This window comes from Achromobacter sp. GbtcB20, assembly GCF_019091095.1.
Taxonomy (GTDB): domain Bacteria; phylum Pseudomonadota; class Gammaproteobacteria; order Burkholderiales; family Burkholderiaceae_B; genus Achromobacter; species Achromobacter mucicolens.
Genome location: NZ_JAGXJZ010000010.1, coordinates 125230 through 148567, shown reverse-complemented (window position 1 = coordinate 148567; position 23338 = coordinate 125230). Strand labels below are relative to the sequence as shown.

Below are 23338 nucleotides of genomic sequence, written 5' to 3'. Positions count from 1 at the left end.
CGCTGGCCGGGGAAGACGCTGGCCGATAGTCCTTTACCTGACTGCCCGAAACCAACGAAGGGTCTGGCGCCCTTCTCTCACCCTTTTTTCATGATGAAGGCCAGCAGCAGCATGGACAGCACGAAGCTGATCCACACCGACGGCGGCTGATCCAGCGAAAACCATTCGACCGCTTTCTGGCCGAATCCCAGGAACGCCAGATTCAGCCACGCCGCGGCCATCAGGCCAATGAACAGCCGGTCGCCGCGCGTGGTGCGCAGGGGCAGAAAGCCCTTGCGCTCCTGCGTGGGCGACTTCAATTCCCAGATCGTCATGCCGACCAGCATCAGGACGATGCAGCTGAAGAACACGGCGACCGGGGTGGTCCACACCATCCAGCTGAACATGGCTGCGCCCTCCTGTTGTCCAGATGCCTACACGCGGCCCATCGCGAAGCCCTTCGCGATGTAGTGCCGCACGAACCAGATGACGATGCCGCCCGGCACGATGGTGAGCACGCCCGCCGCGGCCAGCACGCCCCAATCCATGCCGGAGGCCGACACGGTGCGCGTCATGGTCGCGACGATCGGTTTGGCATTGACCGAGGTCAGCGTGCGCGCCAGCAGCAGTTCCACCCAACTGAACATGAAGCAGAAAAACGCCGCCACGCCGACGCCCGACTTGATGAGCGGCAGGAAGATCGTCAGGAAAAAGCGCGGGAACGAATAGCCGTCCACGTAGGCGGTCTCGTCGATCTCGCGCGGCACGCCCGACATGAAACCTTCCAGGATCCACACCGCCAGCGGCACGTTGAAGACCAGGTGCGCCAACGCCACCGCCAGGTGCGTGTCCATCAGGCCGAACGAGCTGTAGAGCTGGAAGAACGGCAAGAGGAACACGGCGGGCGGCGTCATGCGGTTGGTGAGCAGCCAGAAGAAAACGTGCTTGTCGCCGATGAAGCGGTAGCGCGAGAACGCGTAGGCGGCCGGCAGCGCCACGCCCAGCGAGACGACCGTGTTGATGACGACGTAGATCAGCGAATTGATGTAGCCCGAATACCAGGCCGGGTCCGTAAAGATGGTGCGGTAGTGCTCGAAGGTGAAGTCGCGCGGCCAGAGCGTCAGCGTGCTGACGATCTCGGTGTTGGACTTGAACGACATGTTCAGCATCCAGTACAGCGGCAGGATCGCGAACACCAGGTACAGCGTCAGGAAGGCGCCGCGCCACCAGGAGGATTTATCACGCATTTGCCCGCTCCTCGTCGAAGCCGCCCGTGGTGCCCGCGCGCTGCATCCAGTTGTAGAGAATGAAGCACAGCAGCAGGATGATCAGGAAATAGATGATCGAAAACGCCGCCGCCGGGCCCAGGTCGAACTGGCCCACGGCCTTCTGCGTCAGGTATTGCGACAGGAAGGTGGTGGCGTTGCCCGGGCCGCCGCCGGTCAGCACGAAGGGCTCGGTGTAGATCATGAAGCTGTCCATGAAGCGCAGCAGCACCGCGATCATCAGCACGCCGCGCATCTTGGGCAGCTGGATATAGCGGAAGACGGCAAAGCGCGAGGCGCCGTCGATCCTCGCGGCCTGGTAGTACGCATCGGGGATGGCGCGCAGCCCCGCGTAGCACAGCAGCGCCACCAGCGGCGTCCAGTGCCACACGTCCATGACCAGCACGGTGACCCAGGCGTCGACGTCATTGCCCGTGTAGTTGTAGTCCACGCCCAGCCACGACAGCGTGGCGCCCAGCAGGCCGATGTCGGTGCGGCCGAACACCTGCCAGATCGTGCCGACGACATTCCACGGAATCAGCAGCGACAGCGCGATGATGACCAGCACGGCCGACGCGCGCCAGCCGCTGGCGGGCATCGACAGCGCCAGCAGGATGCCCAGCGGGATCTGGATCAGCAGCACCGCGAACGAGAACCCGATCTGCCGAAAGAGCGCACCGTGCAGTTCCTCGTCCTGCAGCACCGCGGCGAACCACTCGGTGCCGACAAACACGCGGCGCTCCGGCGAAATGATGTCCTGGACCGAATAATTGACGATGGTCATCAGCGGCAGAATGGCCGAGAACGCCACGCAAAGCACGACCGGCATGACCAGGAACCAGGCACGGTGATCGGTGGGTTTCATGGGATCAGCACCTCGTCGCGGTAGAAGCAGGTATGCGGGTTGAGCACGGACAGCCACACCGTGCCGCCCTTGCCTTCGGTGACGATGTTGCTGCCCAGCCGGGCGCGCACGGCCGTGCCCTCGAAGTCGGCGACCAGCAGCGTGTAGGTGCCCACGTCCTGCACGCGCTCCACGCGCATGGGCACCGCGCCGGGCGCCCCGGCCTCGGCCAGCCGCAGGTATTCGGGCCGCACGCCCAGCTTGACCGGCCCCGCGTCCCGCAGCTTGGCGGCCACGGCCTCGGGCACGCCGTCCATGCGGCGCTGCCCCACCATCACCGCGCCATCGCGCCACTGCGCGGGCAGGAAGTTCATGCCGGGCGAGCCGATGAAATGGCCGACGAAGGTGTGCGCGGGCCGCTCAAAGAGATCGTCCGCGCTGCCCACCTGCACCGCGCGGCCCCGCGCCATCACCATCACCTGGTCGGCAAAGGTCAGCGCCTCGGTCTGGTCGTGGGTCACGTAGATCAGCGTCAGCTTGAATTCGTGGTGAATTTCCTTGAGCTTGCGCCGCAGCTCCCACTTGAGCTGCGGATCGATGACGGTGAGCGGTTCGTCGAACAGGATGGCCGACACGTCGCTGCGCACCAGCCCGCGGCCCAGCGAAATCTTTTGCTTGGCGTCCGCCGTCAGGCCGCTGGCCCGGCGATCCAGGACGTTGGACATTTCCAGCATTTCGGCGATGCGGCCCACGCGCTCGCGGATGCGCTCGGGCGGCACGCCGCGGTTGCGCAGCGGAAACGCCAGGTTTTCGGCGACGGTCATGGTGTCGTACACCACAGGAAACTGGAACACCTGGGCGATGTTGCGCGCCTGCGGGGTCTGGTCGGTGACGTCCTGGCCGTCGAACAGAATGCGCCCGTGCGACGGCCGCAGCAGGCCCGACACGCAATTGAGCAGCGTGGTCTTGCCGCAGCCGGAGGGCCCCAGCAACGCGTAGGCGCCGCCGTCGCGGAAAGTAAATTGCAGCGGCAGCAGCGCGTAGTCGTCATCGGACTGGGGATGGGCGACGTAGGAATGGGACAGGTCCAGCTCGATCTGCGCCATCAGGCCACCTCCCCCGCGCCGGCCGGCTGGCGCGGTGCGGCCAGCAGCGCGCCGTCCGCGCCGAAGGCATAGGTCTGGGCAGGATCGAAGTACAGCTGCACCCGCTCGTCCAGCTTGTAGCGGTGCACGCCGGGCAGCTGGGCCACGACGTCGCCTGCGGCCGTCTCGGCGTGCACGAAGGTGTCGGAACCCGAGATTTCAGCCAGCGTCACCCTACCGGGCAGCGCCACGTGGCCGGGCCGCGCCTCCACGTCCAGCGCCCCGGCCCGCAGGCCGGCCGTGATGCCGGCCTCGGCGCCCGGCGGCAGCGCGCGCGCCACCGCCACGTCGCCCTGGAGCACGAAGCCGCCGTTGTCGCGGCGGGCGGCGAACAGGTTCATCGGCGGATCGCTGAAAGCGCGCGCCACACGGATCGAATTGGGCCGGTGAAAGACGTCGGCCGTGGGGCCGTACTGCAGCAGTTCGCCCGCGTCGAGCACGGCGGTGTGGCCGCCCAGCAACAGCGCCTCGCCGGGCTCGGTCGTGGCGTAGACCACGGTCGAACGCCCCTGCGCAAACAATTCCGACAGTTCGTCGCGCAATTCCTCGCGCAGCTTGTAATCCAGATTGACCAGCGGCTCGTCCAGCAGGATCAGCGGGGCGTCCTTGGCCAGCGCCCGGGCCAGCGCCACCCGCTGCTGCTGGCCGCCAGACAGCTCGGACGGGTAGCGGTCCAGCAGATGATCGATGTGCAGGCGCGCCGCCATCGCGTGGACTTTGTCGCGGGTATTGGCCTCGCCGCGCAGCTTGAGCGGCGAGGCGATGTTGTCGTAGACCGACATGGACGGATAGTTGATGAACTGCTGGTAGACCATGGCCACGTTGCGCTGGCGGACCGGCACGCCGGTGACATCGGCGCCGTCAACCCGCACGCGGCCTTCGGTGGGCCGGTCCAGCCCGGCCATGATGCGCATCAGTGAGGTCTTGCCGGCCAGGGTGGCTCCCAGCAGGACGGTCATGGCGCCGGGAACCGGGGCCAGGCTCATGGGATACAGGTGCGTCTGCGAGCCGGCCCGCAAAGCTATCCCGTCCAAGGTCAGCTGCATCTAGTCTCCTCAACCTACTTATACGTCCCTGTTTTCTACGGACTTCGGTATTCGGCACAGCGTCCCGCCCTTTACGGCGGCGCGATCACGCGCCGACGCAACAGGATGAGCATACTCTTTCAGATGGCTTTCGTTTTTTGTGCGTTTTACCGAAGAAGCGAACAAAAAACAATCTTGCGGTGCGTCATTATTTTTCGCTTTTGTTGTTTTATCATTCGAACATGACACTGAATCCACGACAGAGCGCGCTGATCGAAATGGTGCGGGCCCAGGGCTCCGCCTCGATCGAAGAGCTCGCCAAACGCTTCGACGTGACGCTGCAGACCGTGCGGCGGGACGTCAACATCCTTTCCGAAGCCGGCCTCTTGTCGCGCTTTCATGGCGGCGTGCGCATCGAAGCGTCCACCATCGAGAACATCGCGTACCGCAAGCGCCAAGGCCTGCATGCCGCGGGCAAGCAGCGAATCGCCGAGGCCGTGGCCCGCGCGGTGCCGGATGGCTGTTCGCTGATCCTGAACATCGGCACCACCACCGAAGCCATTGCGCGCGCGCTGCTGCGCCATCGCGGGCTGCGCGTCATCACGAACAACCTGCACGTGGCCGACATCCTGTCCGACAACCCGGATTGCGAAGTCATCGTGGCCGGCGGCGTGGTGCGTTCGCGCGACCGCGGCATCGTGGGCGAAGCCACCATGGATTTCATCCGCCAGTTCAAGGTCGACATCGGACTGATCGGCATCTCCGGCATCGAGGCCGACGGCACGCTGCGCGATTACGACTTTCGCGAAGTGCGCGTGGCCCGCACGATCATCGAGCAATCGCGTGAAGTCTGGCTGGCCGCCGATAGCAGCAAGTTCAAGCGCCAGGCCATGGTGGAACTGGCGCATATTTCGCAGATCGACCGGTTCTTCACGGACGCGCATCCCCAGGAACCGCTGGCACAAGTGTTGCTGGATTCGGGCGTGCGCTGTGACGTCGCCGCGGCGCCGAACCTGCCCAAACCGACACCCTGACCCGTGCGCCGCAGCGGCCCCAACCTCCGCTTGCGCGCTGCCGGCACGAATATCGAAGCATTTACCTCGCGGCCACGCCGCCCCCAAAGAACATGAACCAACCCCTCGCCTCCGTCACCCCGCCCGAACGCAGCCGCTTACTCAACACGCTAGACAACACGCACTCCTGGGACGTCATCGTCATCGGCGGTGGCGCGACCGGCCTGGGCACGGCGGTGGATGCCGCTGCGCGCGGCTACCGGACGCTGCTGATCGAAGGCGCCGACTTTGCCAAGGGCACGTCCAGCAAGGCCACCAAGCTCGTCCACGGCGGCGTGCGCTACCTGGCGCAAGGCAATGTCAGCCTGGTGCGCGAAGCCCTGCACGAGCGCGGCCTGCTCAACCGCAACGCCCCGCATCTGGTCTGGCCCCTGGGTTTCGTGGTGCCGGCCTACACGATGATGGACCAGCCCTTCTACGGCATCGGCCTGAAGATGTACGACATGCTGGCGGGCAAGCTGAACCTGGCGCCCAGCCGCTGGCTGTCGCGCCGCGAGACGCTGGCCAACGCCCCCACCCTGGCCGAGACCGTCAACGGACGCAGCCTGAAGGGCGGCGTCCTGTACTACGACGGCCAATTCGACGACGCGCGCCTGGCGATCAGCCTGATGCGCACGCTCTTTGACCTGGGCGGCACGGCGGTGAACTACGTGCGCGCCACCGGACTGACCATGACGAATGGCAAGGTGGACGGCGTCACGGCCACGGATGTGGTCGGCGGATCGACCTTCACGTTGCGCGCGCGCTGCGTCGTCAACGCCACCGGCGTGTGGGTCGATGCAGTGCGCCGCATGGAGGACAAGAACGCGCAGACGATGGTGGCGCCCAGCCAGGGCGTGCACCTGACGCTGCCGCACGACTTCCTGCCCGGCAAGCGCGCCGTCCTCATCCCGAAGACCGACGACGGCCGCGTGCTGTTCGTGGTGCCCTGGAACGGCCACACCATCGTCGGCACCACCGACACGCCGCGCCAGGACCTGCCGCTGGATCCCGACGCGGGCGCGCAAGACGTGGATTTCATCCTGAACACCGCGGCGCGGTATCTGAGCCGCAAGCCGACGCGCGACGATGTGACCAGCGTCTGGGCCGGCCTGCGCCCGCTGGTCAAGGCGACCGGCGAGGCCTCCACCAAGAAGCTGTCGCGCGAGCACACGATCCTGGTGTCCAAGGCCGGCCTGGTGACGGTGACGGGCGGCAAATGGACGACGTACCGGCGCATGGCGCAGGACGTGGTGGACACCGCGATCCAGCACCAGTTGCTGACGCAGGCCTCGTGCCGCACCGAGTCGCTGCCGCTGCACGGCGCCGGCGGCCTGGCGCCGTCGCAGGAACACGCCGGCACGCCTGACAGCTACTACGGCAACGATCTGGCGACGCTGCAAGCGTTGCCCGGCGCCGGGCGCATGCTGGTCAAGGCCAGCGGCCTGTCCGAGGCGCATGTGCGCTTTGCCGCCCGCTACGAATTGGCGCGCAGCGCGGAAGACGTGCTGGCGCGCCGCAACCGCGCGCTGTTCCTGGACGCCGAGGCCGCCATGCTGGCCGCGCCCGAGGTCGCGCGCATCCTGGCCGAGGAACTGGGCCACGACGCGGCCTGGCAGCAGCGCACGCTGCAGGATCTGGCCGCTGTCGCTGCGAACTACCGCTTGAAGTAAACCGCTACGGCACGCGTAGCGGGCTGCCCCCGATCATCGATTCGAAGACGCGCAGCAGGTCGGGATCGCATTTCGATCCCGCCTCCTGGTTCAGGATCCGCATGATCTGCGTGTGGGTGCGCGCCGGATGGTAAGGCCGCGCATCGCCCAGCGCGTCGTAGGAATCGGCCACCGAAATAATGCGCGCATGCAGCGGAATGGCGTGGCCCGACAGGCCATCCGGATAACCGGAGCCGTCGAAGTGTTCGTGGTGATGCCGCACCGCCAGCGCAATGGCTTCGCGCTGCGGCATCGCGGTTTGCAGGATGATGAAGGCGCCCGCCGCAGCGTGCGCCTTCATGATTTCCCAGTCTTCCTTTTCCAGCCGATGCGGGCTAAGCAGCACGCGGTCGGGCGTGCCGATCTTGCCCACGTCGTGCAGCCGCGCCGCCACGGACACGACGTCCAGTTCATCCTGCGGCAGCCCGCAGGCCCGGGCCAGCGCAACGCTTAGCGCCATCACCCTTTTGCAATGCCGGCCAGTGGCCGGGTCGCGCGCCTGCATGGCGGCGAAAAGCGCCGCTTCATAAGTTCCTGCTGGGAGATCGGGGACGTCGGGGGGCATTGGAAAGCACGCGCGCCGCAACGGCATGACGGCGCGCTCAGTTCAGAAAGGCGGGATTCTGACACAATCCGCCACAATGCCGGGCCGCATCGCGCTTGGCGTGCGGCCCGGCTCATGTCCTGCCCTGCGCGCCCGGCGGCGGTCAGTCCTTCAGGCGTTCCAGCAGCGCGCGCGCCACGCCCACCGACGAGCCGGGATTCTGCCCCGTGATGAGCAGGCCATCGCTGACCACGTGCGGCTGCCAGTCCGGCCCGCTGCTGTACAGCCCGCCCAGCTTTTTCAGTTCGTCCTCGACCAGAAACGGCACGACATCGGTCAACTGCACGGCCGCTTCTTCTGCGTTGGAAAAGCCCGTGACCTGCCTGCCCTGCACCAGCGGCTTGCCGTCGGCGGTCTTGGCGTGACGCAACACGCCGGGCGCATGGCACACGGCCGATACCGGCTTGCCGGCGGCCAGCATGGTTTCGATCAGCGCCACCGAATTGTTGTCTTCGGCCAGGTCCCACAGCGGGCCGTGGCCGCCGGGATAGAAGACCGCGTCGTAGTCCGAGGCCTGCACCTCGGACAGCCGGCGCGTGGATGCCAGCACGCGCTGCGCGTCGCTGTCTTGCTTGAAGCGGCGCGTGTCGTCCGTCTGCGCGTCGGGATCGTCGCTCTTGGGATCGAGCGGCGGCTGGCCGCCCAGCGGCGAGGCCAGCGTGAGCTTGGCGCCGGCGTCCAGGAACGCGTAATACGGCGCCGCAAACTCTTCAAGCCAGAAGCCCGTCTTGCGTCCCGTGTTGCCCAGCGTGTCGTGGGAAGTCAGCACGATCAGGATGTTCATGTAGCGCTCCATTCGTCAGGGCCGACCCGCACAATGCGTTTGCCGGCATTTTCGCCCTTGAGCAGCCCGATCAGCCCGCGCGGGGCGTTCTCCAGGCCGTCGACCACGTCTTCACGATACTTGATGCGGCCTTGCTTGATGAGGTCCAGCATGGCGTCGCGGAATTCACCGTAGCGGTGCGCGTACTCGTTGAAAATGATGAACCCCTGCATTTTCAGCCGCTTCGTCAGGATGGTGCGCATGAGCAGCGCGAGCCGGTCCGGGCCCTCGGGCTGGCTGGTCGCGTTATAGGCCGAGATCAGTCCGCAGACCGGCACGCGGGCTCGCGGGTTCAAGAGCGGCAGCACGGCATCGAAGACGGCGCCGCCGACGTTTTCGAAATACACGTCGATGCCTTGGGGCACGGCCGCGGCCAAGCGGCCTGCCAGGTCCGGCTGCCGATGGTCCAGGCATTCGTCAAAGCCCAGCTCCTGGACCACGTAGCGGCACTTGTCGGGTCCGCCGGCAATGCCCACGACCTTGCAGCCGTGGATCTTGGCGATCTGGCCCACCACCGCGCCCACCGCCCCGCTGGCAGCGGCCACGACGACGGTTTCGCCCGCCTTGGGCTGGCCGATGTCCAGCAGTCCCATGTAGCCGGTAAAGCCGGGCATGCCCAGCACGCCCAGCGACCAGGACGGGTTTTCGGGGTGGGCGCCCAGGCGCAGCAGGCCCGCGCCGTCGGACACGGCGTAGTCCTGCCACCCGGTCTGCGCCAGCACCCATTCGCCGACTGGAAACTGCGGATTATTCGAGGCCTGGACCCGCGTGACGGTGCCGCCGACCATCGGTTCGCCAATCTGCACGGGCTCGGCGTACGACGGAGCATCGCTCATGCGGCCGCGCATGTAGGGGTCGAGCGACAGGTAGACCGTGCGCAGCAGCACCTGGCCCGGGCCGGGTTGGGGGACTTCGCCCGTTTCCAGGCGGAAGTCGGTATCGGCGGGCTCGCCTTGCGGCCGGGCGGCAAGCACGATACGGCGGTTGGTTGAAGCGGATTGGGGCATGGTGTGCGGCCTCCTTCATGGAGCCGGCCGGGCCTCGCGACACGCCCGGACGGCGTGGTGGGGAACCGGACCATTACACCATCGCACGCCGCCGGCAGCCGCTGAAACCCTGATGATCGATCCCCCTTTTAATTAATTAATTCTTTAATTAGAATGCGCCGCATGGTTGCAGCTTCCCACCCCTTGCCCCCTCGCCGTCCCGGGCGTCCGCCGCGTCCGGACACCGCCACCGCCCGCGCCAAACTGCTGGATCTGGCCACGCAGCTGTTCGCCGCGCAGGGCGTGGCCGCCACCACCATCGCCAACATCGCGCAGCGCGCGGGCGTCACGCCGGCGATGCTGCATTACTACTTCAAAAGCCGCGACCAATTGATCGACGCCGTGGTGCTGGAGCGGATCGTGCCCGTCATCGGCTATGTCTGGGCGCCCGTGCCGCTTGAGCCGGGTGGAGCCGCCGGAGGGCCGGCTGCTGATGGCCCACCTGCTGGCGGCACGCCCGCGGCCCCCCTGCCCGATCCGGCGTCGGCGGCGCGCGGCTTCATCACGGAAATCGTGGGCCGCGTGGTCCAGAGCGCGACCGAAAAGCCCTGGCTGCCCTCGCTGTGGATGCACGAAGTCGTCAACGAAGGCGGCCAGTTGCGCGATCGCGTGCTGCGCCATCTGCCATCGGACCGGCTTCAGGCGTTTGCTGGCCTCATTGCCGAATGCCAGCGGCGCGGCGCCATCACGCCGGGGGTGGAACCGCGTCTGGTGTTCCTGTCCATTCTGGGCATGACGCTGCTGCCGCTGGCCACGTCGAACTTATGGCGCCGCATCTGGCAGAACGACCCGGTGGCGCAGACCATCGACAACGACGCGATCGCGCGCCACGCGATCGCCATGCTGACCGGCGGCCTCTTTGCGCCCACCACGCCGCCAACCCCCTCGTCTTCAGGACGCTGACCATGCGCACCCTCCGCCTTCTGCCCGCTTCCCTGGCCTTGCTGACGCTTTTCGGCTGCGGCAACCACGACCAGGCCTTCTACCAGGGCTACGTGGAGGGCGACTACGTCTATGTGGCCTCGTCCGAGCCGGGGCGCCTGGACACGCTGGCGGTGCGGCGCGGCCAGCAGGTCGACGCCAACCAGCCGCTCTACACACTGGACGCCACGCGCGAAGCCGCCGCGCGCGATCAGGCCCAGGCCGAGCTGTCGGCGGCGCGCGCCCAGCTGGAGGACATCGCCACCGGAAAGCGGCCCCCCGAAGTCGACGTCAGCCTGGCGCAATTGGCGCAGGCGCAGGCGGCCAGCCGGCGGTCCGCCGCGCAGCTTGCCCGCGACAATGCGCAGTTCCGCATCGGCGGCATCCCGCGTTCGCAGCTGGACGATAGCCGCGAGCAGGCGCAGTCGGACGCGGCGCGCGTGCGCGAACTGCAGGCGCAGGTCGAGGTGAACCGGCTGCCGGGGCGCGACGACGCGCGGCGCGCGCAGGCCTCGCAAGTGGAGGCGGCCGACGCCGCGCTGGCGCAAGCCGAATGGACGCTGGCCCAGAAGCAGCTGGCCGCGCCGTCCGCGGGCCGGGTGTTCGACACGATGTACCGGGTGGGCGAATGGGTGCCCGCCGGCAGCCCCGTCGTCAGCCTGCTGCCGCCCGGCAACATCAAGGTGCGCTTTTTTGTGCCGGAGACGGTCGTGGGGTCGCTGAAGATCGGGCAACAGGCCACGCTGCGCTGCGATGGCTGCGGCGATCCGATACCCGTGCGCATCGATTACGTATCGGATCAGGCCGAATACACCCCGCCCGTGATCTACAGCCGCGAAAGCCGCAGCAAGCTCGTGTACATGGTGGAAGCGCGCCCCGCTGCCGACGTGGCGGCGCGGCTGCATCCGGGCCAGCCGGTGGAGGCCACCCTGCCATGAGCGCCCCCGGCTCCGCCACCAACGTCATCGACGTTCACGGCCTGAACAAGCACTTCGGCAACAAGCACGTCGTGAATGACGTGACGCTGCAGGTGCGCGAGGGCGAAATCTTCGGCTTCCTGGGCCCCAACGGCAGCGGCAAGACAACCTGCATCCGCCTCATGTGCGGCCTGCTCACGCCGGATTCGGGCAGCGGCACCTGCCTGGGCTACGACATCCTGCGCGACAGCGCCCAGATCAAGCGCAAAGTCGGCTACATGACGCAGAAGTTCTCGTACTGGGAAGACCTGACCATCCGCGAGAACCTGGATTTCGTGGCGCGCATGTACGGAATGGACCAGCGCAAGGAGGCCGTGGACCGCGCGCTGCAGGATCTGGGGCTGCAAAGCCGCGCGGGACAGTTGACGGGATCGTTGTCCGGCGGCTGGAAGCAGCGGCTGGCGCTGGCCGCCTGCCTGCTGCACCAGCCACGGCTGCTGCTGCTGGACGAGCCCACCGCCGGCGTGGACCCGACGGCGCGGCGCGATTTCTGGGAGCAGCTGCATGAACTGGCGGCGCGCGGCATCTCGGTGCTGGTCAGCACCCACTACATGGACGAGGCCGAACGCTGCCACAAGCTGGCCTACATTTCGTACGGCAAGCTGCTCACGCAGGGCACCGCCGACGAGGTCATCGCCGAACAGGACCTGACCACCTGGGCGATCCACGGCGCCAACCTGGTTCCGCTGGGCCAGCAGCTGCGCGGCGCGCCCGGGGTCGACCAGACGGTCGCGTTCGGGTCGGCGCTGCATGTCAGCGGCAAGGACGCGGCGCAGCTGGGAAGCACGCTGCGCGCGGCCATCGCGGGCCAGGACCTGCGGCTGGAACGCGTGGACACGAGCCTGGAAGACGTCTTCATCTACCTGATGAACCGGTCCACCGACAACTTTGCGAGCCAGCCATGACCGCGCGCCTGAACGGCTTTTCGTGGTCGCGCTGGTGGAGCATGGTGCTCAAGGAATTCCTGCAGCTGCGCCGCGACCGCATCACCTTCGGCATGATCGTCGGCCTGCCCATCATGCAGCTGGCGCTCTTCGGGTACGCCATCAATACCGACCCGCGCCAGATGCCCACCGCCATCATCGCCTCGGACCACAGCCCGTTCACGCGCAGCTTCATCGCGGCGATGCGTTCGTCGGACTACTTTCACATCGTCGAGGAACTGGACACCGAGGAAGCGGGCCGCGCCGCCCTGGCGCAGGGCCGCGTGCTGTTCGTCGTGACCATCCCGCCCGACTTCACCCGCAGCCTGTTGCGCGGCGAACGCCCCGCCCTGCTGATCGAGGCGGACGCTACCGACCCCATGGCCACCGGCATGGCGCTGGGCGCGGCCACCCAGCTCACCCAGGCCGTTGCGCAGAAGGACCTGACCGGGCCGCTGGCAAGCCTGGCGGGCGGCCAGCCGCCCTTCGACGTGCGCATCCACCAGCTCTACAACGAAGAACAGATCTCGCAATACAACACGGTGCCGGGGCTGATGGGCGTGATCCTGACCATGACGCTGGTGATGATGACCGGGCTGGCGATGACCCGCGAGCGAGAGCGCGGCACCATGGAAAACCTGCTGGCGATGCCGGTGCGGCCGATCGAGGTGATGACCGGCAAGATCGTGCCCTACATCGCCATTGGTCTCATCCAGGCCACCATCATTCTCGCGGCGGCGCATTTTGTGTTCCACGTGCCCGTCATGGGCAGCCTGCTGTCCGTCTACCTGGCCGCGCTGCTGTTCGTCGCGGCGAACCTGACGGTCGGGATCACGCTGTCGTCGCTGGCGCAGAACCAGCTTCAGGCCATGCAGCTGACCATGTTCTATTTCCTGCCGAACATGCTGCTGTCCGGCTTCATGTTTCCGTTCCAGGGCATGCCGATGTGGGCCCAGCACCTGGGCAACCTGCTGCCGCTGACGTATTTCAACCGGCTGATCCGCGGCATCCTGCTCAAGGGCAACGGCTGGTGGGACCTGTGGCCCAACATCTGGCCGCTGATGCTGTTCACCGTCATCGTGATGACCGCCGCCGTGAAGTTCTACCGCCGCACCCTGGATTGATCCCATGCTCCGCGCCCGCCACCTGCCCGCTTCCCGCCCCCTGGCCGTCTCGGCGCTCTGCGCCCTCGTGACCGCCTGCGCGGTCGGCCCCGACTTCGACAAGCGGGCCGCGCCCGAAGTGGCGTCCTATACGCCCGGACAGGACGCGCTGCTGCCGGGCCAGCAGCGCCTGCAGGCGGGCGCCGACATCCCCGGGCAGTGGTGGCGGTTGTTCCAGTCGGAGCCGCTGGACCGGCTGGTGCGCCAGGCGCTCGACGCCAGCCCCACGCTGGATGAGGCGCGCGCGCGGTTGCGGCAAGCGCAGGAAGACCTGGCCGCCGACACCGGCGGGCGCATGCTGCCCGCAGTGGACGGCAACCTGTCGGCAGCCCGCAAAAAGGTGGATCCGGCGGCCTATGGCGTGCCGGTCGCCGAGCCGCCCCCGCCCTTCACGCTCTACAACGCCTCCATCGACGTGTCCTACACCCTGGACGTGTTCGGCGCCAACCGCCGCGCGCTGGAAAGCCTGGCCGCGCAGATGGATTACCAGGCCCACGAACTGCAGGCGGCACGCATGTCGCTGGCGGCCAACGTCGTCACCGCCGCCATCCGTCAGGCGGACCTGGCCGAGCGGCTGGCAGCCACGCGCGATCTGCTGGCCGCGCAGGTGAACCAGCAGGACATCATGCAAAAGCGGCTGGAGGCGGGCGGCATCGCCCTGGCCGACCTGCGCAACCAGGAGCTGCTGGTCGCGCAGACGCGCGCCACCCTGCCGCCGCTGGAATACCAGCTGGCGCAGGTGACCCATCAGCTTGCGACCTACCTGGGCATGCCGCCCGCCAGCCTGCAATCGCCCCCGCTGCGCCTGGCGGACCTGACGCTGCCGCCGGATGTGCCCACGGGCGTGCCCTCGGCGCTGACGCGCCAGCGGCCCGACATCCTGGCCGCCGAAGCCCTGTGGCACAAGGCATCGGCCGACTTGGGCGTTGCCACGGCCAACCTGTATCCGCAGTTCACGCTGACCGCCAGCTTTGGTTCCCAGCGCACGGGCGCGAACGAACTGGCCAATGGCGTGAATGTCTGGAATCTTGGCCTGGGCCTTGTCCAGCCGCTCTTTCACGGCGGCGAGCTGCGCGCGCGCAAGCGCTCGGCCGAAGCCGCGTATGATGCGGCCGCCGCGGCCTACCGCCAGACCGTGCTGGATGGTTTGCGCCAGGTGGCCGATGCGCTGCGCGCGCTGCAGACGGACGGCGAGGCCTTCGCGGCCTATGACGACGCCTGGCGCCGCGCGGACGACGCCGGCCGCATCGCCGCGGGCCGCTACCAGGCCGGCGGCATCAGCCACCTGAGCCTGCTGGACAGCCAGCGGCAGGTGTTACAAACGCGGATTTCGCGCATCGAGGCCGACGCGGCGCGCTACACCGACACGGCCGCCTTGTTACAAGCGCTGGGCGGCGGATGGTGGAATGAGGCGGTTGCCGCCGTGCCGTGAGCCGCCAAAAGGCGATTCCCGCGCCCATGGCCGAGAATTCGGGTAGGAAAGTGTCGTTGAGCGCTTTTTGGAAAGCGGTGTAACCGTTGCATCATGCCTGTGCTCAAGCTGCATGATGTTTACACCGATTCATGAATGACCTATTAGACCTGATCGTCTTCGCTCCCGACGCCGGCCAGCGCGGGCGCCGCAGCGACGAACTGGCCGAAATGGGGTTCTCGCCGCGTCCTTGCGAAGACTCCAACGGACTGTTCCGCCTGTTCCAGGCCCGCCGCACCCCGCTGCTCGTGATGCAAGCCGAATTTACCGATCTCTGCATGGCCGTCGCAGGTCTGCGCGCCATGGACACCACCGCCGGCATTGTCGCCATTTCCGCCTTCGACACCCCCGAGAACCGCATCCTGGGCCTGCACTGCGGCGCCGACGCCTGTTTTTCGCCCGACGTCGCCACGGGCGAGATCGCGGCCGCCCTGCAGGCGCTTGTGCGCCGCGTGCCCACCGCCGCCGGCCGCCGCGCCCCCGAGGCCGAGCCGCGCCCAGCCGTGGCCGCAGCCCCCGCCGAACCGACCGGCAAGTGGCAATTCCTGGACGCGGCCTGGACGCTCGTCAGCCCCCACGGCACGCGCCTGGCGCTGACCCAGGCCGAACGCGACTTCCTGCTCAAGCTGACCGGCTCGCCCGACAAGCGCATGCCGCGCGGCGACCCGCCGGGCATCGATCCGCATTCCGGCCGCGAATCCGTCCGCCGCACGGACGTCGTCGTCAGCCGCCTGCGGCGCAAGGCCCAGGACGTCGACGTGGAATTGCCCATCCGTACCGTGTGGGGCTGGGGCTACGCATTCACCGGGGAAATCTAGCGCGCCGCGGGCGTATGATTTCGCGTACAAGGCCGACCCCCGGCCGCTTCTGCCCCGAGTCCCATGGAAGTCTTCGAACGCCTGCAAGCCCTGCTCATCCAGAACCAGGCCCGTTACCGCCTGCTTGAACATGCCGCGGCCGGGCGTTCCGTCGAGGTCGCCGCCATTCGCGGCACCGAGGTCAGCCAGGGCGCGAAGGCGCTGGTCTGCCGCGTAAAGATCTCTTCCAACCTTCGCAAGAACGTGCTGGCCGTCTTTCCCGCGGACAAGCAGGCCGACCTGGACGCCATTGCGCGGGCGGCCGGCGGCAAGAAGGCCTCGCTCGCGTCACAGGACCTGGCGCGCGAATTGACCGGCTGCGAGATCGGCGCGATTCCGCCCTTCAGTTTCAATCCGGACCTGACGCTGCTGGTGGACCCCAGCCTGCGCGAACGCCACGCCGAAATCGTGTTCAACGCGGGACGCCTGGACGCGTCCATCCTGCTGAACACCGACGACTACTTCCGCCTGGCCGCGCCTGAAGAGGCGCCGCTCATCAAGGCCTGACAGCCGCCCATGAGGCCACCGTGTCCCGCCCATCCATAAGCCGCGTCGCGCACGCCTCGAACATGCGCTGGCTGATGAGCCTGGCGCACATGGAGCCGTCGCCGGTGAATCCGTGGGTGATGCTGCGCGCCGCGCTGGCCATCGGCCTGCCGACGGCGGTGGGCATGGCGCTTGACGAGGGCGCGGCGGCCGCGCTGGTGGCGCTGGGCGCGCTGCCCGCCATCACGGGCGACAACGGCGGCCCCTACCGCAACCGGGCGCTTTCGATCGGTTCCACGGTGTTCGGCGGCGCATTGGGTTACCTGCTGGGCAATTTGATCGCCGGGCACGGCCTGTGGACCTCCGCAGCCATGATGGTGCTGGTGCTGGCGGCCAGCCTGGTCGGCACTTTCAACAACATCGCCGCCGTCGCCACGCTGCAATTTGCCACCTACGTCATCGTCGGCTCCAGCTTGACGTCCACGCTGCCCGCGTGGATGCCGCCGGTGCTGGTCGGCGCGGGCGGGCTGTTCGGCCTGGCGCTGACGCTGTCCGGGTGGGTGGTGAACCCCATCGCGCCGGAGCGGGCCGCGGTGGCGCAGGCCTACCGCAAGCTGGCGGCAATGTTCACGGCGATCGGCACCTCGCGGGTCATGGCCGCGCGCCGCGACATGGAAGCGGCCATGACCGCCGCCTATGACACCGTGCTGGCCGCGCGTGGCCGGTCGGCCGGCCCGACGCCGCGGCTGGCGCGCCTGGCCGCGCAGTTGCAGGCCTGCACGCCGCTCACCAATGCCGCGTTGACGCTAGCGCGCGCCGGCCGGGTACTGCCGCCCGAGTGCGCCCGCGTCATGAACCAGGTGGCCGACCGGGTCGAAAACGATGCCGAACCGGACGCGCGCGACGACATCGCCGCCCTGCGCCGGGCCGGCATGCCGCAGCTGGCCGAGGCGCTGGAGCAGGTGCAACTGTTGCTGAACGGCGCCCGCGCCGCGCAGCCCGACGCCTTCGCGACGCTGCAACCCGCACCCGCGCGTACGCCTTGGCGCGTGCTGGTCCGCACGTACCGGCCCGGACCGACGACGGTGCGGTATCTCGTGCGTCTGGGGCTATGCCTGCTTGCCGCCGAGGCTGTCGCCCTGGCGGCCGCGCTGCCGCGGTCCTACTGGGTGCCGCTCGTCGTCGTGGTGGTGTTCAAGCCCAACTTCGGCTCGGTGTTCGCGCGCGCGCTGCAAAGCTGCGCGGGCAGCGTGGTGGGCGTGGGCATCAGCGCCACCGTCCTCGCGCTGGACCGGGGCGGCCTTGCCAGCCTGTTGACGGTTGCCGCGCTGGCCGCGCTGCTGCCGTGGTCGATACGGCGCAACTATGGGTTGTTTTCGGCCATCATGCTGCCCATCCTCATGCTGCTGATCGGCGCGCTGCAGCCGGGGAGCTGGGCCATTGCGCTGGCCCGGCTGGTGGACGTGGGCGTCGCGGCGGCCATCGTATTGCTGGTGGGCTATCTGCCCTGGATCCGGATCGAACGCAGCAATCTGGACCATGCCGTGTCCTCGGCCACGTTCACGCTGGCGGCGTACCTGAACACGGTCTTTCAGGCCGATCCCGACAAACGGCACGACCTGCGCGCCCGCGCCTACTCGCGCCTGTCGGACCTGCGCATCGCCCTGCAGCGCGGGCTGTCCGAGCCCCGGCTGGTCAGCCGCCGCGCGCTGGCCTGGTGGCCGGTCGAAGTGGCGCTGGAACGCGTGGCCAACGCCATCTCGGACACGGCCTGGTCGCTGCCTGACGGCCAGGCCGCGCCGCCCGCCGCCGAGGTCGCCCAACTGGCCGCCGCCCTGGATCGCATTGCCGGCTCCGTCGAACAGGGCCTGCCCGTGCCTGGCGATGCGATCTCGACGCCTTCGCCCGCGCTGCGCGACGTCGCCGCGCAGATCGAAGCCTTGCGCGCCACGCTGGCCGGACCCGACTTCACCGCCGCGCCCGGCCGCCCTGCCAATCCCTCCCCCCTTCATCAGGTCTGAATCATGTGTCTTGCCGTACTGGCCCTGCACTTCTTGCCCGGCATCCCCGTCCTGATCGCCGCGAACCGCGACGAGTTTCACGCGCGTCCCACCCTGCCCGCCGCGCAATGGCCGGACGCCCCGAATATCTACGCCGGGCGCGACGGCCAGGCGGGCGGCACGTGGATGGGCGCGACGACCGAGGGGCGCTACGCGCTGGTCACCAACTTTCGCGAGCCCGGCCGGCATCTGGACGACGCGCCGTCGCGCGGCGCGCTGGTCGAGGACTTTCTGCGCGGCGCCATGACGCCGCAGGCGTATCTGGAAACGGTGCATGACGTGGACCAGGCCTATAACGGCTTCAACCTGATCGTGGGCGACGCCCGCCAGGCGTGGTACCTGAGCAACCGCGACGGCGGGCCGCGCGCGCTGGCGCCCGGCATCTATGCCCTGTCAAATCACCTGCTGGACACGCCTTGGCCCAAGCTGGCGCGAACCAAGGCCGCGTTCACCGCCGTGCTGCACCACCAGCCGCAGCCGGACCTGCCCGCGCTGTTCACCGCGCTCGCCGACCGCAGCCCGGCGGACGATGCAGACTTGCCCGCCACCGGCCTGCCGCCCGACCGCGAGCGACTGCTGAGCAGCCCCTTCATCGTCAGCGCGACGTACGGCACGCGCAGTTCCAGCGTGATGGCGCTGCATGGCAACGGCGCCGCCCAGCTCGAGGAACGGCGTTTTGCCCCGGATGGCGCTGTCAGCGGCGTCAGCCAGCTGACGTTTTCCTGGCACGAGGCCGGCGGCAGCGACCCGGCACGCGGCGCCTGATACAAACGGTTGATTTCCGAGGCGGACGGACGCGAACTCGCCTTGCGCGGTCAAGTCGAATCGTTGCAAGCTACCGCCGGGGGCAGCCACAACGCGCTGCCCCGCCGGTTTTCCTGCAGGAGAATTCCATGAACAAACGTTTTGAACGCTGCACGATGGCCGCCGCCATGGCCCTGGGCAGCATGGCCATTGCAGGCGTCCTGTCCACCGCCCAGGCGGGCATGCCGCCCGTGCAGCATCAGGGCACGGTGGAGTACGTCAGCGGCGGCATCGGCATCGACGAATCGGAAGCCATGAAGGCCGCGTCCAGCAGCTATCCGCTGGCGCTGACCTTTGCCGCCCAACGCGGCGGCAAGGCCGATTACGTGGCCGACGTGACCGTCGCCATTCGGGACGCCCAAGGCAAGGCCGTGCTGCAGACCACCGCGCAAGGCCCCTACATGCTGGTGAAGCTGCCTGCGGGCAGCTACAAGATATCGGCCACGTACGACGGCCAGGCGCAGGAGCGTGAGGTCACGGTGCAAGGCACGGGCACCGCGCGCGCCATGTTCGAGTGGAAGTGATGCCGGGCGGCCGCGGCGCGTAACGCCGCGGCCAGTCTCATTGGGTCGTGCGCCGCAGGCTCAGACGCCCGCGAACAGAATCGCGATCACGAACCCCACGCCCGCCGTCCAGACCAGCGAGCGCAGCGCGCCCCAGTTCGCCAGGTACATCGCCAAGTATCCCAGCCGCGTGCCCAGCCAGCACGCCATCAGCGTGGCAACGTGCGCGGGCGAGGCCTGGTTGTACAGCGCGAACAACACCGCGGCGTAGAAAAACGGCAACGCTTCGAATGTGTTGACCTGCGCGGCGTTGGCCCGCGCCCGCCACCCTTCCTGCCGCGCCAGCCACGCGCGCGGATCGTTGTTGTCGAACTTCTTGCCGCCTGCCTTGGCGATGATCGTGCACACGAACGGCAGCAGCGCCGCGGCCAGCATCAACCACGCGATTGTCTTCATTCCTGACTCCATTGCTGGCGGCGCCATGTCCGCCTGACATGCGGGGCATGTGCCGCCGCTGCCGCATGGTCGCCTGAAATCACCGGCAAGGCAAAGCCGGCGCGGGCCCGCGCGTACACTCAGGCCTTCGCGATAGCCTCCCACCCGCCGATGCCGCACGTCATGCCGTGGTTTGCCCTGTTCCTGGCCGCCGCCCTCTTGTGGCCGCCTGGCACGCGCCGCTGGGCGCTAGCCCCCTTGGCGGTGGCGTGGGCTTGGGCATTGGCCGACGGCGTCGCGGATCCCGTGGCGCTCGCGGGTCCGGCACTGCTGCTTGCTGCGGCCGCGCTGGTGCGCGCCGGCGGGGGGCCGGCATCGCGCGCGGCCGGTCATGCGCTCTTCGTGGTCGTGGCCGTGCTGCTCTTTGCCCATCTGTTGCCCGGTTTTCACAACCTGCGCGTCATTGCGCCCGCGCCGCTCAGTCCGGACGCCGTGCCGTTCGGCATGTACCTGAACCTGGACAAGCCGCTTGTGGGGTTCTGGGTGGTGCTGGTGCTGGCCCCGCCGATGGCGGCGGCGCATGCGCGGCTGACCTTGCAGGCGGCGTTGCTGGCGTGCGCGGGCGCAGTGACGGCCTGCCTGGGCTTGGCGCTGGCGTTGGGCGTGGTGGGATGGGCGCCCAAGTGGCCCGCGTCCGGCTGGATCTGGCTGCTGAACAACGCCCTGCTCGTCACGCTGGCCGAAGAGGCGCTGTTTCGAGGATATGTGCAGGAGCGTCTGACGCAATGGTGGCGTCATCATCCGTGGGGCGCCTGGGCGGCGCTGGCCGTGGCGGCCGCGCTGTTCGGGCTGGCGCACTACGCCGGAGGCTGGCAGTGGATGCTGCTGGCGGCGCTAGCGGGGGTGGGATACGGCGTGGCCTACCGCTACGGCGGCCTGGCGGCCGCCGTGCTGGCGCATCTGGGCCTGAACGCGGCGCACTTCGGATGGTTTACCTATCCGATGCGCGCCGCGCTTTGAACGTCAGGCCGCCATTGCCGGGTAGTCGGTATAGCCTTCCGGGCCGGACGCGTAGAACGTGGCCGGGTTCGGCGTGTTGAGCGGCGCATTTTGCTGCAGACGCTCGGCCAGATCGGGCGTGGCGATGTACGGCACGCCAAACGCCACGGCGTCGGCACGGCCGGCGGCCACGGCCGCCTCGGCGGTTTCGCGCGTGTAGCCTTCGTTGGCGATGAACACGCCGCCGAACTCGGCCTTCATCATCGGCGCCAGGCTGTCGGGACCTTCGTGTTCGCGGGCACACAGGAAGGCGATGCCGCGCTTGCCCAGTTCGCGCGCCACATAGCCAAACAGGCCGGGCAGATCCGAATCGCCCATGTCGTGGGCGTCCGCGCGCGGCGACAGATGCACGCCGACGCGACCCGCGCCCCAGACCGCCACGCAGGCGTCGACCACGTCGAGCAGCAGTCGCGCGCGGTTTTCGACGGAGCCGCCGTACTGGTCCGTGCGATGGTTGGTGCTGTCCTGCAGGAACTGGTCCAGCAGGTAGCCGTTGGCGGCATGCACTTCGACGCCATCGAAACCGGCTTCCATCGCCATCTGCGCGCCGTGGCGGTAAGCCTCGACCACGCCGGGGATCTCCGCGGTTTCCAGGGCGCGCGGCGTCACGTAGGCGCGCTTGGGGCGGACATGGCTGACGTGGCCCTTGGCCGCGATGGCGCTGGGTGCGACCGGCAGCTCGCCATCGAGGAACATCGGGTCGGAAATGCGCCCCACGTGCCAAAGCTGCGCGACGATCACGCTGCCCTTGTCATGCACCGCGGACGTCACCTTGCGCCAGCCCTTGACCTGTTCGGGCGACCACAGCCCCGGGGTATCCGCGTAGCCGACGCCCTGCGGCGTGACCGCGGTGGCTTCCGTGAGGATCATGCCGGCCCCGGCGCGCTGGGTGTAGTACTCGACCATCAGGTCATTCGGCACGCGGCCGGCGCTGGCGCGCTGACGGGTCAGCGGCGCCATCACGACGCGGTTGCGCAGCGTCAGGTCGCCGACTTTCAGCGGTTCAAACAACGGGTTCATGAAACATCCTTTCGTCCCGGCAATGGGGCGCTTGCGGGTATGGCAGACGGGCTACATATCCTGGTTCAACTGCCGCAGAAACGCGGCAATCACGGGTTCATTGCGACGAAAAAAGACCCACTGCCCCACCTTGGTCGCTGAAATCAGGCCGGCGCGCTGCAGCACGGCCAGATGCGACGACACCGTCGACTGGGACAGGCCGCAGCGATCATCGATATGGCCCGCGCACACCCCGTGTTCAAAGGTGTGGCCCGGGCGCTCCTCGAAATGGGCGTGCGGCGTCTTCAGCCAGGTCAGGATGTCGCGGCGGACCGGATTGGCGAGAGCCTTGAGAATGGCGTCTGCGTCGATCGCGGGTTGCGTGGCGTCCTGCTCGGTGCGTGAGGAAGTTGCGGTCATATTGGTATATCGCAATTTATCGAATCATATATCGGGTTTAAGCGATATATCGTCATGCCCCTATGGACTTCAAGGATTTTCGGCTATCCGCCGTCTGTCGGGCTTCAGGCTGTCCGCCCAGTCGCGGGCGACATCTCGGCGCGCCCGCCAGTTGATCAGCGCCGTCACGGCCATGGCGATGACCGCGCCCAGCGCCGCCAGCGCCATGTCCTTCTGCGCATCCCAGATATCGCCCTGCGTCCCCAGATACGCCGCGCCCAGGTCGCCGCCAAAGAACTCGGCAGCGCCCCACTCGATCAGTTCGTACAGGGCCGAGGTCGACAGCGTGACGTCCATCGGCAGGAAGTACGCCCAGAACCCGCGCACCTCGGCCACGCGCAGGAAGATCTCGCGGATCGGGTAGGCCAGCAGCAGGCCATACGAGAAATGCACGACGCGGTCGAAGTTGTTGCGCTCCCAGCCCAAGAGGCTGTTGAGCGTACGCCCGGTCAAGGCACGCCACCACTCGTCGTACGGGACCAGGGAATACGTATAGTGCGCCCCGATGGTATGCAGGCACAGAAACAGGAAGATCAATGTGTACGACACGCGCGAGAACACGAACGCGTGCCGCGTGGCAAAAAGCACGATGCCCAGGCCCAGCACCAGCGCATTTTCCAGCGCCCAGGCCGAGCGGTCGTGCGGATCGATGGCCAGCGCCGCCCAGATGACGGCAAACACCCCGGCAAGGGTGAGCAGGTAACGGCGGCGTGCGTCGACCATGGC

Annotated in this window: 25 protein-coding genes; 13 read left to right on the top strand and 12 right to left on the bottom strand. The window is 68.1% G+C overall.

Annotated elements, in window-relative coordinates; all coding sequences use genetic code 11:
- Positions 1–77 precede the first annotated feature (77 nt).
- Genes KVT32_RS15235 through KVT32_RS15215 form a run of 5 tightly spaced genes read right to left on the bottom strand, consistent with a single transcriptional unit; the run spans position 78 to position 4279 of the window.
- Complete coding sequence (locus KVT32_RS15235; RefSeq protein ID WP_056317261.1) at positions 78–386, bottom strand: DUF2160 domain-containing protein; 309 nt, start codon at positions 384–386, stop codon at positions 78–80.
- A gap of 27 nt (positions 387–413) precedes the next feature.
- Entirely contained in the window at positions 414–1226 is an 813-nt protein-coding gene (locus KVT32_RS15230; protein WP_175155390.1) for a carbohydrate ABC transporter permease, read from the bottom strand.
- Entirely contained in the window at positions 1219–2109 is an 891-nt protein-coding gene (locus KVT32_RS15225) for a carbohydrate ABC transporter permease (protein WP_056317256.1), read from the bottom strand. The genes KVT32_RS15230 and KVT32_RS15225 overlap by 8 nt, the downstream gene beginning before the upstream one ends.
- A complete protein-coding gene (locus KVT32_RS15220) occupies positions 2106–3194 on the bottom strand; it encodes an ABC transporter ATP-binding protein (RefSeq protein ID WP_175155389.1) in 1089 nt (362 codons plus the stop codon). Before KVT32_RS15220 ends, KVT32_RS15225 begins: the two co-directional genes overlap by 4 nt.
- Positions 3194–4279 carry an ABC transporter ATP-binding protein gene (locus tag KVT32_RS15215; RefSeq protein WP_175155388.1) on the bottom strand — a complete coding sequence of 362 codons (1086 nt, stop codon included), beginning with the start codon at positions 4277–4279 and terminating at the stop codon, positions 3194–3196. Before KVT32_RS15215 ends, KVT32_RS15220 begins: the two co-directional genes overlap by 1 nt.
- A 221-nt stretch (positions 4280–4500) precedes the next feature.
- Here KVT32_RS15215 and KVT32_RS15210 point away from each other — a divergent pair, with 221 nt between their 5' ends.
- Together KVT32_RS15210 and KVT32_RS15205 are read left to right on the top strand one after the other, a co-directional pair.
- Complete coding sequence (locus KVT32_RS15210; RefSeq protein WP_056317250.1) at positions 4501–5292, top strand: DeoR/GlpR family DNA-binding transcription regulator; 792 nt, start codon at positions 4501–4503, stop codon at positions 5290–5292.
- A gap of 92 nt (positions 5293–5384) precedes the next feature.
- The gene (locus KVT32_RS15205; protein ID WP_217618456.1) at positions 5385–6983 is read left to right on the top strand and encodes a glycerol-3-phosphate dehydrogenase/oxidase; all 1599 of its coding nucleotides are present in this window, start codon (positions 5385–5387) and stop codon (positions 6981–6983) included.
- 4 nt (positions 6984–6987) lie between these two features.
- Here KVT32_RS15205 and KVT32_RS15200 read toward each other — a convergent pair whose 3' ends face one another.
- The 3 genes from KVT32_RS15200 to KVT32_RS15190 form a co-directional block, all read right to left on the bottom strand.
- Entirely contained in the window at positions 6988–7587 is a 600-nt protein-coding gene (locus KVT32_RS15200) for an HD-GYP domain-containing protein (protein ID WP_217618455.1), read from the bottom strand.
- A 142-nt stretch (positions 7588–7729) separates the two neighbouring features.
- Complete coding sequence (locus tag KVT32_RS15195) at positions 7730–8410, bottom strand: type 1 glutamine amidotransferase domain-containing protein (RefSeq protein WP_056317241.1); 681 nt, start codon at positions 8408–8410, stop codon at positions 7730–7732.
- Positions 8407–9456, bottom strand: coding sequence for an NADP-dependent oxidoreductase (locus KVT32_RS15190; RefSeq protein ID WP_152384311.1), 1050 nt, complete (start codon positions 9454–9456; stop codon positions 8407–8409). Before KVT32_RS15190 ends, KVT32_RS15195 begins: the two co-directional genes overlap by 4 nt.
- A 162-nt stretch (positions 9457–9618) precedes the next feature.
- Here KVT32_RS15190 and KVT32_RS15185 point away from each other — a divergent pair, with 162 nt between their 5' ends.
- From KVT32_RS15185 to KVT32_RS15140, 10 genes are all read left to right on the top strand, one after another.
- Positions 9619–10398, top strand: a complete 780-nt coding sequence (locus KVT32_RS15185; RefSeq protein WP_152384310.1) for a TetR/AcrR family transcriptional regulator — start codon at positions 9619–9621, stop codon at positions 10396–10398.
- A gap of 2 nt (positions 10399–10400) precedes the next feature.
- Entirely contained in the window at positions 10401–11354 is a 954-nt protein-coding gene (locus tag KVT32_RS15180; RefSeq protein ID WP_217618454.1) for an HlyD family secretion protein, read from the top strand.
- Positions 11351–12298, top strand: coding sequence for an ABC transporter ATP-binding protein (locus KVT32_RS15175; protein ID WP_217618453.1), 948 nt, complete (start codon positions 11351–11353; stop codon positions 12296–12298). Before KVT32_RS15180 ends, KVT32_RS15175 begins: the two co-directional genes overlap by 4 nt.
- The gene (locus KVT32_RS15170; RefSeq protein WP_128829460.1) at positions 12295–13440 is read left to right on the top strand and encodes an ABC transporter permease; all 1146 of its coding nucleotides are present in this window, start codon (positions 12295–12297) and stop codon (positions 13438–13440) included. Before KVT32_RS15175 ends, KVT32_RS15170 begins: the two co-directional genes overlap by 4 nt.
- A 4-nt stretch (positions 13441–13444) precedes the next feature.
- Positions 13445–14911: an efflux transporter outer membrane subunit gene (locus KVT32_RS15165; protein ID WP_217618452.1), complete on the top strand. Its 1467-nt coding sequence runs from the start codon at positions 13445–13447 to the stop codon at positions 14909–14911.
- A 131-nt stretch (positions 14912–15042) separates the two neighbouring features.
- Positions 15043–15768 (top strand): DNA-binding response regulator, encoded by a 726-nt coding sequence (locus KVT32_RS15160; RefSeq protein WP_217618451.1) that lies wholly within the window; start codon positions 15043–15045, stop codon positions 15766–15768.
- Positions 15769–15831: 63 nt separating this feature from the next.
- Complete coding sequence (locus KVT32_RS15155) at positions 15832–16314, top strand: YbaK/prolyl-tRNA synthetase associated domain-containing protein (RefSeq protein WP_056317222.1); 483 nt, start codon at positions 15832–15834, stop codon at positions 16312–16314.
- Between the two features lie 20 nt (positions 16315–16334).
- A complete protein-coding gene (locus tag KVT32_RS15150; RefSeq protein ID WP_253853750.1) occupies positions 16335–18314 on the top strand; it encodes an FUSC family protein in 1980 nt (659 codons plus the stop codon).
- A gap of 3 nt (positions 18315–18317) precedes the next feature.
- Positions 18318–19118, top strand: a complete 801-nt coding sequence (locus tag KVT32_RS15145; RefSeq protein WP_217618450.1) for an NRDE family protein — start codon at positions 18318–18320, stop codon at positions 19116–19118.
- A 128-nt stretch (positions 19119–19246) separates the two neighbouring features.
- The gene (locus tag KVT32_RS15140) at positions 19247–19681 is read left to right on the top strand and encodes a carboxypeptidase-like regulatory domain-containing protein (protein ID WP_217618449.1); all 435 of its coding nucleotides are present in this window, start codon (positions 19247–19249) and stop codon (positions 19679–19681) included.
- A 60-nt stretch (positions 19682–19741) separates the two neighbouring features.
- Here the strand turns inward: KVT32_RS15140 and KVT32_RS15135 are convergent, their stop codons facing one another.
- The gene (locus tag KVT32_RS15135) at positions 19742–20116 is read right to left on the bottom strand and encodes an MAPEG family protein (RefSeq protein ID WP_062841508.1); all 375 of its coding nucleotides are present in this window, start codon (positions 20114–20116) and stop codon (positions 19742–19744) included.
- A 162-nt stretch (positions 20117–20278) separates the two neighbouring features.
- Here KVT32_RS15135 and KVT32_RS15130 point away from each other — a divergent pair, with 162 nt between their 5' ends.
- Entirely contained in the window at positions 20279–21115 is an 837-nt protein-coding gene (locus KVT32_RS15130) for a CPBP family intramembrane glutamic endopeptidase (RefSeq protein ID WP_253853752.1), read from the top strand.
- Positions 21116–21118: 3 nt separating this feature from the next.
- On the opposite strand, the gene KVT32_RS15125 is transcribed toward KVT32_RS15130, so the two are convergent.
- The 3 genes from KVT32_RS15125 to KVT32_RS15115 all read right to left on the bottom strand — a co-directional run bounded on the left by KVT32_RS15125 (position 21119) and on the right by KVT32_RS15115 (position 23335).
- Positions 21119–22174 (bottom strand): alkene reductase, encoded by a 1056-nt coding sequence (locus tag KVT32_RS15125; RefSeq protein WP_217618447.1) that lies wholly within the window; start codon positions 22172–22174, stop codon positions 21119–21121.
- A gap of 51 nt (positions 22175–22225) precedes the next feature.
- Positions 22226–22573, bottom strand: coding sequence for a helix-turn-helix transcriptional regulator (locus KVT32_RS15120; RefSeq protein ID WP_056317201.1), 348 nt, complete (start codon positions 22571–22573; stop codon positions 22226–22228).
- 69 nt (positions 22574–22642) lie between these two features.
- The gene (locus KVT32_RS15115; RefSeq protein WP_217618446.1) at positions 22643–23335 is read right to left on the bottom strand and encodes a DUF2238 domain-containing protein; all 693 of its coding nucleotides are present in this window, start codon (positions 23333–23335) and stop codon (positions 22643–22645) included.
- Positions 23336–23338 lie beyond the last annotated feature (3 nt).